We start from the raw sequence: 11,645 nt of genomic DNA on the forward strand, positions 1-11,645 counted from the left end.
TTAGCCCCAGGGGCTCGGAGGCTTAGTATAGTTTTTGCCGCCGATCCAGACTTCTCCTGTCGCGCCGCCGCGTGGTGCGGAACCCGGCGCGCTCGTCATACCGGAATTTCCGCTACTGACACCCATCTCGCGCGCCAGCGCTTCAAGCGCCGCGATCCGGTTTTCGACGTTCGGATGGGTGGAGAACAGGTTATCGACGCCGTGGCCGTTCAACGGATTGATGATGAACATATGCGCGGCGGCCGGTATCGCTTCCGCTTCTTCGTTCGGAATGCGGCGGGCGGCGCCGTCGATGCGATGAAGCGCAGATGCAAGCCAAAGCGGATTACCGCAGATCATCGCGCCCATGCGGTCGGCCTGATATTCACGTGAACGGCTAATTGCCATCTGCACGAGACCTGCGGCCATCGGCGCGATGATGATTGCTGCAAGCGTGCCGATCATGCCGAGGCCGCCGCGGTCGCCGTCGCGATTGCCACCGAAAATCATGCCGAACTGCATGTATTGCGCAAACATCGAAACAGCGCCGCCGATGGTCGCTGCAACGGCCATCGTCAGCGTGTCGCGATTTTTGATGTGCGAGAGTTCGTGCGCGATGACGCCGGACAACTCTCGCCGGTCGAGAGATTCCAGCAAACCGGTCGAGGCGCAGACGGCGGCGTGCGATGGGCTGCGGCCGGTCGCAAAGGCGTTCGGCTGCGGATTGTTCATGATGTAGACGCGGGGCATCGGCAGTTCGGCCTGGCGCGCCAAGTCGCGGACGATGCCGACCAGTTCGGGCGCAGTGGCGTCAGTCACTTCCTGCGCGTTGAACATGTGCAAGACGACGCTGTCGGACTTCCAGAGACTGAACGCGTTCGTTGCAAGCGCGATGAAAAACGCGAATACGAGGCCGGTCTTGCCGCCAACAAGCGCCCCGAGCACAAGGAAGATGCCGGTCAGCAATGCAAGCAGCATTGCGGTCTTGAGGTAGTTCATGGGCATGGGGTTACTCGCGACACGTGGTCCGTCAACTGGTCTACAACCTTACAGCCGCGTATATATGGTATCCCAACCATTCATAAAGGTGACGCGCCAAAAAAGGTAGCGATTGCCCTCCTGGAGCCCCGATGTGCGATGACCGCCAAAGACGACACTGTGACCGATAACGAGCCTCGTCCGCGCGTCCTGACGCCGGAGGCGCAGCGGGCGCTTGCCGAGGCCGAGGCGCGTCGAAAGGGGCGTGATGCTGCGCAGGCACGTCCTGCCGAAATCGGCGGTCGCGAGGGGCCGGAACCGACGCGTTTCGGCGACTGGGAGAAGGGCGGCATTACGTCCGATTTCTGAGCGTCATTTCTCGTTCCAGGTGGTGCGTTAATTACGTGTTGATCGAACTGTCCGCCCACGGAACGCCTTTATTCCGGCATCCGAGTTGCATGACCGCACTCGTAATCGGGAAGGGGTGTTTCAAGGAGGGACAGATGCTCAAGCGACGAACTGCGGCCGTTCTCCCGTTCGACCGCGGTGAACAATATTCAGCAATTGTCATCTTCATATCGATGATCGTCGCCCTGGTCTTGGCAGCAGGCGCTGCGCTTGACTACGCGCGGGTTGCGAACATGCGGGAAGGTGTCGAAGCGGCGGTCCGGGCTGCGTCCGAGGCAGGTGCTGGAGCGGTGCGCGATGGTACGCCGGGGGATGTTCAGATCGAGACAATGGCATTGTCCCATTTCGACAAGGGCGTGACGTTCGCTCGTCATGTTGGGACAATCGATCCGCCCACCATCCGGATCGACCGTGAAGCTCATACAGTTACCGTGGGCGCGAAAGGGACGGTCGCGATGACCGTCAGCCGCTTGTTTGGCGTCAGTGAAATCGAGGTGCCGGCGAAAGCGACAACATCCTGGGCGCCGGAAAGCGCCGATGCCCAGGATGACAGGGTTAACGTTAGCGGTCAGATCATGCGCCGGTTCTGACGGTTTGTGATGAGGTCGTCGACCACGGCCGGATCGGCGAGGGTCGATGTGTCTCCCAGGCTACCGTAATCGTCTTCGGCGATCTTGCGGAGGATACGCCGCATGATCTTGCCCGAGCGCGTCTTCGGCAGACCAGGTGAGAACTGGATGAGATCGGGCGATGCGATCGGGCCGATTTCCCGGCGAACGTGGGCGACCAGATCCTTTTTCAAAGCGTCATCGCCATTTTCGCCCGTGTTGAGCGTGACATAGCAGTAGATGCCTTGGCCCTTGAGGTCGTGCGGGTAGCCCACGACGGCCGCCTCGGCGACCTTTGGATGCGAAACGAGTGCGCTTTCGACTTCCGCCGTGCCCATGCGATGGCCCGACACGTTGATGACGTCGTCGACGCGGCCTGTAATCCAATAATAGCCGTCGGCGTCGCGGCGACAGCCGTCGCCTGTGAAGTACATGCCGGGATAAGCCGAGAAGTAGGTCTGCACGAAGCGATCGTGATCGCCGTAGACGGTGCGCGACTGGCCCGGCCAGCTATCGAGGATGACGAGGTTTCCTTGCGTGTCGCCGTCGAGGATCTTGCCTTTGTCATCGACAAGCGCCGGTTTCACACCAAAGAACGGCTTCGTGGCGGAACCAGGTTTTAGCGGCGTTGCGCCGGGAAGCGGCGCAATCAAAATGCCGCCGGTTTCCGTTTGCCACCACGTATCGACGATCGGGCAGCGGCCTTCGCCGACGACGTTATGATACCATTCCCAAGCTTCGGGGTTGATCGGCTCGCCGACCGATCCCAGCAGACGCAGCGATGCGCGGCTCGATTTGTTTACAAGTTCGTTGCCCGCGCCCATCAGCGAGCGAATAGCGGTTGGCGCGGTGTAGAAGATCGAGACCTTCCACTTGTCGACAACGTCCCAGAAGCGGGAAGCCGATGGGTAGGTCGGGATGCCTTCGAACATCAGCGTCGTGGCGCCGTTCGCGAGCGGGCCATAGACGATGTAGCTATGGCCGGTGACCCAGCCGACGTCGGCGGTGCACCAGTAAACATCGTCGTCGCGGCAATCGAAAACATATTGATGCGTCATCGAAGCGTAGACGAGATAGCCGCCCGTCGTGTGGACGACGCCCTTCGGCTTACCCGTCGAGCCCGACGTGTAAAGCACGAACAGCGGATCCTCGGCGCGCATTTCCTCCGGCTCGCACTCGGCTGGGACGGTGATGAGTTCTTCGTGCAGCCAGAAATCGCGGCCCGGCGTCCAAGGCACGGGATTGCCGGTGCGGCGGACAACGAGAACTTTCTCGTCACCCTTGCATTTCACCAGCGCCGCGTCGCAATTCTTTTTGAGCGGAACGGACTTGCCGCCGCGGAGGCCTTCGTCGGCCGTGATGATGAGCTTCGATTCTGCGTCTTCGACCCGGTTCTGAAGGCTGTCAGGCGAGAAGCCGCCGAACACGATCGAATGGATGGCGCCGATCCGCGTGCAGGCGAGCATGGCATAGGCTGCTTCAGGGATCATCGGCAGGTAGATGGTGACGCGGTCCCCTTTCTTGACGCCGAGCTTCTTCAAGACATTGGCGAAACGCTGAACCCGCTCGTGGAGCTGGCGGTAGGTGATTTGCTCGCTCTCGTTTGGGTTGTCGCCTTCCCAGATGATGGCAACCTTATCGCCGCGCGATTCAACGTGACGGTCGATGCAGTTCGCCGAGACATTCAGCGTCCCGTCTTCGAACCAGCGGATGTCAACGTTGCCCGGCGCGAAGCTTGTGTTCTTGGCGCGCGTATAGGGTGTGATCCAGTGCAACCGCTTACCAGCTTCCGACCAGAAGCCCTCAGGGTCGCTGATCGACCGCTGATACATTGCGTCATAAGACTGATCATTGACGTAAGCCCGCTCCGCCCACGCCTGGGGGACGGCATAAACTTTATCCGACATAGAGCGCACCTCCGTTTGGCCATCTGAGTTGCGGCCATTTACTGCCATTATGCGGCGACGAGCCCCGCTCCACAACATGCTCGATGGTGGGGGAAGGGGGTTCGTAACCAAAATGATCGAAATCAATCTCGCACCGCGACATGATTTTCTTAAGCACGCCAGACGGTGGTCCGTTTGATTTCGAAGTCTTCAAGCTCGCGGGTTACCGGTACCTGGTATTCGGCGAGCGGCGTAAACTTTCCTTCCGGAAAGTAACTGCGGCGAGGGTCGCCGATGTAGACGGAGCATCCCTCGTTCTTGGCGTCATCGATGAAGCGCAGCACGCGGCTGGCCAGTTCGCGCTCGTAGAAAAGATCGCCGACAATGACGATGCTTTCTCGGGGCGGCGCCGCCGACAGCATGTCTCGATCGGTGGTGTAAAGCGTCACCGCATTGGCGGCGGCATTGACGGCGCATGCCGCGAGCGCGAGCAGGTCGATGTCTGCTGCCACGACGTTGGATGCCCCGGCTTTGGCGGCAGCGATCGCCGAGATGCCTGATCCGCTGCCGAGATCGAGCACGCGCAAACCGCGGCAGACGTCCTGATTGTCGAGAAGGTACCGGCTGACGGCCTGGCCGCCGGCCCACGCGAACGCCCAATAGGGCGGCGGAACGTTCAATTCGCCCAGTTCGTCCTCGGTCTTCTGCCAGATCGGCAAAGATTCTTCGGCGAGCCGCAGCGTGATTTCGGGAACCAGAGGCGGGGCGATCGGTCTGGTATTTTCAAGGATGAAACGCTCGGCGTCGCGCGGATCTGTGAGATCGAGTTTGCCGCCGGTCATGAGCCCTTAAGCTTCTTCAAATCGACGCCGCCCATCTTGCAGATTTCTTTCCATTCGTCGGCGGCGACCGGCTGGACCGACAGCCGGGAATTGTTAACGAGAACCATACCGGACAGTTTCGGATTGGCCTTGACCGCGTCGAGGCCGACGGGCGAGGGGACCGGCACCACAGCTGCAACGTCAACGCATTCCCATTTGCCGGTTTCGTCTTTTGCTTCGGGATGTGCGGACGCGATGACGCGCACAATGCCGACGATCTCCTTACCTTCGTTGGAATGGTAGAAGAACCCGAGATCGCCAATCTTCATAGCGCGCATATTGTTGCGGGCCTGATAATTGCGGACGCCGTCCCAGGCTTCGCCTTTAGTCCCACGCGCGATTAAGTCGCTCCAGGAAAAAACGTCGGGCTCGGATTTGAATAGCCAGGTTTGCATGAGATAGCGCGTTCCCACGAGATAAGCGTGCCTAGCGTGGAACGAGATCGATCTCAAGGGCTGAAAAAACAGAACCTCCGCACCGAAGTGCGGAGGTTCAGACGCGACACTACTTGAAAATCAATTCGCCGGACTGCCGGAGGTACAGCTGACGACGTGTTCTCCTGAACCTAGCCACAAGACCCTGATTTTGAGTAAACGAGGTTGGCGTCCCAGATATTTTTGTCAGCAGCCGGCGCGAAGACGATGCAGCGGCGAACGAGAAAGACCACGAGAAAGCTGGCGATCGTCGCGACGGCTTTGGCCGCAATAGTGGATGCGGCCAAGTAGTCAGTCATCACCGCAATGACGAGGCCGGTAAGCATCAAGCCGAGCAATCCGGAGGCCGCGAATTCCGCAAGGCGCCGCGGCGCCGATTTTCGGGCGTGGACGACGTCGAAGACGAAGGCGGTCGATAATGCGTAATGAGCGATCATGCCCACTCCATATCCGACGACACCTGCTACCGGAGCGTTAATGGCGAGCGCGCAGAGCGACATATAGACGGCGACGTCCGTCGCCAGCGCGGCAACGCTGACAACGGAATAGCGCGATAGCTGCGGAACGACTGCGGCGGTGTGACTCGCTCCGCGACCGCTCTCGGGCATCGTCACGTCATCAGCCGGTGCGAGCGCCATGCGATCAGCCTGCCTTGCGAAGCTTGGCGGGAACCATGCGGACGCTCTTTAGCGCTTCTTCCGCGCCTGAGCCGCCGGCTTCGTGATATTCGGCGTCCTCGTTGACGTTCCAGATGTCGTAGAGCATTTCGCCGGCAGCGATGTTTTTGACCGTCAGCATCGAGGTCATCATCGCGTGGTCCTGGTTGTTGTACTTGTGCATGCCGTTGCGGCCGACGAGGTGCAGCGTCGGGTATTTTTCGGCAAGCTCAGAGCGGATGGCTTCGACGTTGCGCTTGTAGCCGTCATCGTAGACCGGATATGCCTTCTTCTGACGGACGACGCAGCCGTCGACGCAGTCGTCTTCGGTGGCCAAGCCGATCGTTGCAAGCTCCTTGCGGGCGAGCGCCAGCAAGTCTTTATCGTCTGCTGCCCAGAGACCATCGCCCTCGAAGCAGAAGTATTCGAGGCCAAGGCAAGCGAGTTTGCTGTCGGGCACCATTTCCGGCGACCACGAACGGAAGTTCTGAATGCGGCCGACCTTTACGCTCGGTTCGTGGATATAGATCCAGTTGTCAGGAAAGAGGTCCGGCTTATTCACGACGAGGGCGACCGTGATGAAGTCGCGGTAGCGCAGATTGTCGGCGGCGGCAAGCGCGTTCGGGGCCTCGGCGAAAGCGTGCATCAGCTCGCGGATCGGGGCCGATGAAATGATGTGGCGCGAGGTGAAGGTTGCCAGATCGCCTGATGGTGTTCGGGCCTTAATGGTCCAGAGGTTCTGGCGAGCGTCGTATCTGAGGGTCGACAGCTCGGTGCCCATGTGGATCTTGCCACCTTGGGCGCGGGTCTTGGCCGCTGCCGCATCCCACATCATGCCGGGACCTTTGCGCGGATACTGGAAGCTTTCGATCAGCGTCTTGATGACTTCGCCGTCGTGTGCGCCCGTGCCGTCCTTGACGCCCTTCGGCTTGACGGAATTGCGTAGCGCGTTGGCCATCGCCGACCAGAGATCGAGGCCTTTGATGCGCTGGGCAGCCCAGTCGGCCGAGATTTCATCGCAGCTCATGCCCCACACTTTTTCCGTGTAGGTCTTGAAGAAGATCGAGAACAGGCGCTCGCCGAACTGATTGGCGACCCAGTCGTGAAACGTTTCCGGCTTTTCGTTCGGGAAGGCTTGTTTGTACATGAACGAGAGCACGCACATGGCGCTTTCGACAACGCCGAGGTTGCCGAGCGCTTCGAAGGCTTTCAGCGGGTAAGAATAGTACTTGCCGTCGTAGTAGATGCGGCTCATGCGCGGACGGCTGATGAAATCCTGTGGCAGGATTTCCTTCCACAAATCGACGACTTCTTTCGACTTCGAAAAGAAGCGATGGCCGCCAATGTCGAACAGGAAATCCTTGTAGTTGACGGTTCTGCTGATGCCGCCAACATAGTGCGGATCGGCCTCGATGACGGTCGTCGAAATACCTTGCTTGGTCAGAAGATACGATGCCGTGAGACCGGCCGGACCCGCGCCGATGACGAACACTTCGCTATGGGACATGAAACGCGCCTACGCATGAACAAAACGGCTTTGGGCAGCAGCTCGCGACCGGGAGCCGGATATGCTTGAGCGGAAGACTAGGGAGGATGGGTAAACAAAGGCTGATATTTGCAAGGAATTCGAAGAAAGCTCGAATATAAAATTTCAGTCCTTTTTTATCTGCGGCGGGCCGAAGTTTACGGTCCCCTAATGGGCTTTCGATAGGCTCTCGGCCTTTCCGGGGACCAGCGTATGCATTCCGCTACATTGAAGGTATCGGTCGAGCAGGGGATTAGGGCCTGCTTACGCGATGTTCCGAATTGGGCTTGGTGGCTGATTGCGCTCGCATTCGTCGGCGCTCGCAGTTGGCATGTCACCGGCGTGGGCATTTACGGTTTCTTTGGCGATCCGGACGACGCGACGCGCCTTGTTCAGGTTCGGGAGCTGATGGCTTCCTGGCACTGGTTCGATACGACGACGATGAAGTTCGGCGGCGATGCCGGGATGCTGTCGCATTGGTCTCGCCTTGTCGATCTACCGATTGCAGCGCTGATCGCGGGTTTCAATCTCTTCCTTCCCATCGAAGATGCGGAGCGCTTGACCCATGCGGCGTGGCCGCTGTTGACGCTGGGTTTCCTGACGTGGGTCATGTTCAAAACCACAGCGAAGGTCGGCGGCGATATGGTCGGCCGTGTGACACTGCTGTTCGCGGCGCTGACGCCGCTTGGGTGGTATCAATTCGCGGTTGGCCGCATCGACCATCATAATGTGATGATCGCCTGTACGGTTTCCGCCACCCTATTGATGTGGGCCTATCCGCAGCGCACGGCCGCTTGGCGCTTTGCGGGCGTGCTGGTTGGCCTGGCGCTGGCCGTTGGTTATGAGGCGTTGGCTCCGGCGGTTATGCTGGGAACGTTCGTTGCTGCGTGGGGGCTTTTCGACCGGCGCGTCGAGAAAGGTGCGGCGGCGTTTTCGATTGCGCTGGCGCTGACGTTCGCAGCAGCTTTCCTCGCGACCATTCCGCCGTCGCGCTGGATGGACATCAAATGCGATGCCATTTCGCTCAACATGGTCGTGCTGGTCGCGTCGGGTGTCGTGGGGGTTCTGGTCGCTCTTGTGCCGGGCCGGGAGTGGAAGCTTTATGCGCGTATCGCCTCGATTGCGGCCTGTGCGGGCGTTGGCATTGCAGCCTATGGATGGCTTGAGCCGAAGTGCCTCGGGGGACCATTAGGACAACTGCCGCCGCTTGCAATCAAGATCTGGCTGGACAAGGTCGCCGAGAACAACAGCATTGTTGCGGATTTCTTCCATCGTCATTTCAGTCAGTCGTTCGGTCTGCTCGCGTTCTATGCCATTGCGCTTTGGGCGCAAGTTCATCGACTGAAAGAGACGCGCAGCGCAGCTGACCTCTTTTTGCTTGCCGCGGTTGTGTCGTTGATCGGTTTAGCCTGCTGGCAATACAAGTATGTTTCTTACGCATCGTTTATCTCGATCGTGCCGATGGCGCTTGTCTTCAGCCGCCTAGGACCGGTCGGAGACATCGGCGCGTCAACAATACGATTGGGCGCGATCGTGCTGTTCAATCAGACAGTGCTGCTGTGGGCATCGGGTGGTGTCGATGCGGCGGTCGGCGCTCCGCCTGCCATGACGGAACAGGTACGCGCCGACGCGGATGCTTGCTCTAAGCCCGAAGCGATCCGCGAATTAGCCGACCTGCCTGCGGGGCTTGTTGCTGCGCATATCGACGTCGGCGCTTTTATCGCCGCCGAAACGCATCATCGCGTGCTCTCGGCGCCCTATCATCGGATTGCGAATGCGATCATCGCCAATCATCTGATTTTTTCAGCGCACGATGCCAAGACTGCGGCTGCGCTGTTGAAGCAGGAGGATGTCGATTACATTGCGATCTGCGATGGGCTTGATAAGCCGCTCGCATCTAGTCCTGACTGGAAGGGAACGCTGAAGGTCGATCTTGTGAATGGCAAGGCGCCGAGTTTCCTGGTGCCGGTGGGGCTACCTGATCCGCACGCGATCTATCACGTCTGGAAGGTCGATCGCGCGGCGCTCAATCTTCAGCTTTCAAAGGCCGCTGCATCAACGCCGTGATCGCCTCATCGACCATGAGGCGGCCTTCGATGATGTCGTTGACGGCTTCGGCGATCGGCATGTCAATGCCATGCTCCTGCGCCAGGCGGACGAGCGCCTTGCAGGTATAGATGCCTTCCGTGACGGCGGCACGGGCGCCCAGAATCTCAGCTAGCGTGCGGCCCTCGCCGAGGGCGCGGCCAAGCGACATGTTTCGCGACTGCGGACTGCCACACGTCAGGATGAGATCGCCCAGGCCGGATAGCCCGAGAAGTGTTTCGGGACGCGCGCCCAAGGCTTCGCCGAACCGGCGCAGCTCCGCAAAGCCGCGTGTCACGAGGGCCGCATGCGCGCTGGCGCCGAGGCCGCGTCCGGCGACGATTCCGGCCGCGATGGCGAGAACATTTTTGACGGCGCCGCCGAGCTCGGCTCCGAGCACGTCGCTCGACCAGTAAAGGCGCATCTGGCGCGAAGACAACGTTGCGGCGAGCGCGCGGCCGACGGTTTCGTTGCGGCAGGCGAGCGTCAGCGCCGATGGCAGGCCGCGGGCGACGTCGGCGGCAAAGCTCGGTCCGGAAAGGACAACGCGAAGCACGCGCGGCGCGACCTCTTCCAGGACGTCGCCCATGAACCGGCCGGTCGATTGCTCGATGCCTTTGGCACAAAGAATGATGGGGGTATCGGGTGCAATCTGCGTCGCGAGTTTCGCCATAACGCCGCGCAGGTGCTGTGCCGGGACGACGGCGAGAATGGCATCGGCGTGCGCAACGCTCATGAGATCGCCGGTCGCGCGGATCGCCGGATTGAGATCGACGCCCGGCAGAAACGTGCGGTTGACATGACGGGCGTTGATGTCGTCGACGACCTCAGGCTCACGCGCCCAAAGCGTCACCGCGGTGCCGCCGTGCGATAGCGTCTGCGCGAGGGCCGTGCCCCAGGCGCCGCCGCCGACAACACTGATCGAACGTATCTGCAAAACCGCCCCCGGGACTGTCATTCGTTCAACTTAGCACGGCACTTCGATTGGAATGCAAATGGCACATTCAGACTAGGCTTCGACGGCCTAAGCCATAACGAGCTTAAGCTTTGACGCCGGCGCCGATGGCTTTGGGCGCTTCGGCGTCGAGCGGCCAGCGCGGTCTTGCCGGCGCGTCGAGCGGGTCGGCAAGATCACGGGCCAAGCGTTCGGCGCCTGCCCAAGCAATCATGGCACCGTTGTCGCCGCAAAGTTCGAACGGCGGTGCGTGGAACGAGAAGTCGTGCGCTCGGGCGACATCTACAAGGGTGGCACGCAGCGCCTTGTTGGCGGCGACGCCACCGGCGACGACGAATGGTCGCTGTCCGGCGTCAGGAAAATGCGACGCGCATGTACGCATCGCGAGCCGCACGCGATCGGCGACGCTCTCGCACACTGCCGCCTGAAACGAGGCGCAGAGATCGGCGACATCTTGCTCGGATAGCGGCGCGCTTTGCATGGCCGCATGTCTGACCGCCGTTTTCAAACCGGCGAATGAAAAGTGCGGGTCGCTCCGGCCTTTCATCGGGCGCGGAAGGTCGAAACGCGTGCCGTTACCGTTCGCTGCGGCTTTTTCGACGGCGGGGCCGCCGGGCATCGGCAGGCCGAGGAGCTTTGCCGTTTTGTCGAAGGCTTCGCCCAGGGCGTCGTCGATGGTCGTCGCAAGCCGGCGATACTGGCCGACGCCTTCGACGAGCAGCAGTTGCGTATGGCCACCGGAGACCAGCAGCATCAGATAGGGCGGCCGAACCTGATCGGTCAGGCCGACCGTCAGGGCGTGCGCTTCCAGATGATTGATCGCAACAAACGGGCGGCCAGTTGCGAGGGCCAGCGCCTTGCCCGTAGTGGCGCCGACGACGAGGCCGCCGATCAGTCCGGGGCCGGTGGCTGCTGCAATGCCGGTCAGGTCGCCGAGCGTTACGCCCGCTTTATCGAGGGCGGTCTTGACCAAAAGATCGAGGCTTTCGGCATGGGCGCGGGCGGCAATTTCCGGTACGACGCCGCCGTAGATCGCGTGCTTGTCGAACTGCGACAGAACGATGTTGGACAGGATACGCCCTTCTCCCGCGGCGTTGCGGGACACAATGGCGGCCGCCGTCTCGTCGCAGCTCGTCTCAAGGCCGAGAACAAGAGCGGCAGAAGGCGCAGTATCGGAAGGCTCAGACATCTGTTCAGGAACTTAACTTAGAACTTGCAGGCGCGTGGTTGGAATCCGCGCCTCTTTGGAG

The 11,645-nt window shown here is 60.7% G+C and carries 11 protein-coding genes; 3 read left to right on the forward strand and 8 right to left on the reverse strand.

The genetic code is table 11. The features are described from left to right. Window positions 1–984, reverse strand: coding sequence for a zinc metalloprotease HtpX (gene htpX / locus HYPMC_RS22230; RefSeq protein ID WP_013950403.1), 984 nt, complete (start codon window positions 982–984; stop codon window positions 1–3). A 132-nt stretch (window positions 985–1,116) separates the two neighbouring features. Here htpX and HYPMC_RS22235 point away from each other — a divergent pair, with 132 nt between their 5' ends. Together HYPMC_RS22235 and HYPMC_RS22240 are read left to right on the forward strand one after the other, a co-directional pair. Next, the gene (locus tag HYPMC_RS22235) at window positions 1,117–1,326 is read left to right on the forward strand and encodes a DUF1674 domain-containing protein (RefSeq protein WP_013950404.1); all 210 of its coding nucleotides are present in this window, start codon (window positions 1,117–1,119) and stop codon (window positions 1,324–1,326) included. A 134-nt stretch (window positions 1,327–1,460) separates the two neighbouring features. After that, window positions 1,461–1,955 (forward strand): hypothetical protein, encoded by a 495-nt coding sequence (locus tag HYPMC_RS22240; protein WP_013950405.1) that lies wholly within the window; start codon window positions 1,461–1,463, stop codon window positions 1,953–1,955. On the opposite strand, the gene acs is transcribed toward HYPMC_RS22240, so the two are convergent. From acs to HYPMC_RS22265, 5 genes are all read right to left on the reverse strand, one after another. Continuing rightward, window positions 1,934–3,880 carry an acetate--CoA ligase gene (gene acs, locus HYPMC_RS22245; protein ID WP_013950406.1) on the reverse strand — a complete coding sequence of 649 codons (1,947 nt, stop codon included), beginning with the start codon at window positions 3,878–3,880 and terminating at the stop codon, window positions 1,934–1,936. The genes HYPMC_RS22240 and acs overlap by 22 nt on opposite strands. Before the next feature lie 149 nt (window positions 3,881–4,029). Beyond that, window positions 4,030–4,701: a methyltransferase gene (locus tag HYPMC_RS22250; RefSeq protein ID WP_013950407.1), complete on the reverse strand. Its 672-nt coding sequence runs from the start codon at window positions 4,699–4,701 to the stop codon at window positions 4,030–4,032. Further along, on the reverse strand, window positions 4,698–5,135 hold the full coding sequence (locus tag HYPMC_RS22255; RefSeq protein WP_024275063.1) for an EVE domain-containing protein: 438 nt from the start codon (window positions 5,133–5,135) through the stop codon (window positions 4,698–4,700). The genes HYPMC_RS22250 and HYPMC_RS22255 overlap by 4 nt, the downstream gene beginning before the upstream one ends. Before the next feature lie 170 nt (window positions 5,136–5,305). After that, the gene (locus HYPMC_RS22260) at window positions 5,306–5,812 is read right to left on the reverse strand and encodes a GtrA family protein (protein ID WP_013950409.1); all 507 of its coding nucleotides are present in this window, start codon (window positions 5,810–5,812) and stop codon (window positions 5,306–5,308) included. Window positions 5,813–5,816: 4 nt separating this feature from the next. After that, window positions 5,817–7,337, reverse strand: a complete 1,521-nt coding sequence (locus tag HYPMC_RS22265; protein ID WP_013950410.1) for an NAD(P)/FAD-dependent oxidoreductase — start codon at window positions 7,335–7,337, stop codon at window positions 5,817–5,819. 231 nt (window positions 7,338–7,568) lie between these two features. Here HYPMC_RS22265 and HYPMC_RS22270 point away from each other — a divergent pair, with 231 nt between their 5' ends. Further along, a complete protein-coding gene (locus HYPMC_RS22270; protein WP_013950411.1) occupies window positions 7,569–9,422 on the forward strand; it encodes a hypothetical protein in 1,854 nt (617 codons plus the stop codon). On the opposite strand, the gene HYPMC_RS22275 is transcribed toward HYPMC_RS22270, so the two are convergent. Continuing rightward, on the reverse strand, window positions 9,382–10,398 hold the full coding sequence (locus HYPMC_RS22275) for an NAD(P)H-dependent glycerol-3-phosphate dehydrogenase (RefSeq protein WP_013950412.1): 1,017 nt from the start codon (window positions 10,396–10,398) through the stop codon (window positions 9,382–9,384). The two genes, HYPMC_RS22270 and HYPMC_RS22275, sit on opposite strands and share 41 nt — an antisense overlap. Window positions 10,399–10,480: 82 nt before the next feature. Further along, window positions 10,481–11,584: a tRNA (adenosine(37)-N6)-threonylcarbamoyltransferase complex transferase subunit TsaD gene (gene tsaD, locus HYPMC_RS22280; RefSeq protein WP_013950413.1), complete on the reverse strand. Its 1,104-nt coding sequence runs from the start codon at window positions 11,582–11,584 to the stop codon at window positions 10,481–10,483. Window positions 11,585–11,645 lie beyond the last annotated feature (61 nt).

Source organism: Hyphomicrobium sp. MC1, from assembly GCF_000253295.1.
In the GTDB taxonomy this organism is placed as follows: domain Bacteria; phylum Pseudomonadota; class Alphaproteobacteria; order Rhizobiales; family Hyphomicrobiaceae; genus Hyphomicrobium_B.

Coding starts and splice junctions, on each gene's coding strand:
- htpX (WP_013950403.1), bottom strand. CDS start 984: ATGCCCATGAACTACCTCAAGACCGCAATGCTGCTTGCATTGCTGACC.
- HYPMC_RS22250 (WP_013950407.1), bottom strand. CDS start 4,701: ATGACCGGCGGCAAACTCGATCTCACAGATCCGCGCGACGCCGAGCGT.
- acs (WP_013950406.1), bottom strand. CDS start 3,880: ATGTCGGATAAAGTTTATGCCGTCCCCCAGGCGTGGGCGGAGCGGGCT.
- HYPMC_RS22240 (WP_013950405.1), top strand. CDS start 1,461: ATGCTCAAGCGACGAACTGCGGCCGTTCTCCCGTTCGACCGCGGTGAA.
- HYPMC_RS22270 (WP_013950411.1), top strand. CDS start 7,569: ATGCATTCCGCTACATTGAAGGTATCGGTCGAGCAGGGGATTAGGGCC.
- tsaD (WP_013950413.1), bottom strand. CDS start 11,584: ATGTCTGAGCCTTCCGATACTGCGCCTTCTGCCGCTCTTGTTCTCGGC.
- HYPMC_RS22255 (WP_024275063.1), bottom strand. CDS start 5,135: ATGCAAACCTGGCTATTCAAATCCGAGCCCGACGTTTTTTCCTGGAGC.
- HYPMC_RS22265 (WP_013950410.1), bottom strand. CDS start 7,337: ATGTCCCATAGCGAAGTGTTCGTCATCGGCGCGGGTCCGGCCGGTCTC.
- HYPMC_RS22275 (WP_013950412.1), bottom strand. CDS start 10,398: ATGACAGTCCCGGGGGCGGTTTTGCAGATACGTTCGATCAGTGTTGTC.
- HYPMC_RS22235 (WP_013950404.1), top strand. CDS start 1,117: ATGACCGCCAAAGACGACACTGTGACCGATAACGAGCCTCGTCCGCGC.
- HYPMC_RS22260 (WP_013950409.1), bottom strand. CDS start 5,812: ATGGCGCTCGCACCGGCTGATGACGTGACGATGCCCGAGAGCGGTCGC.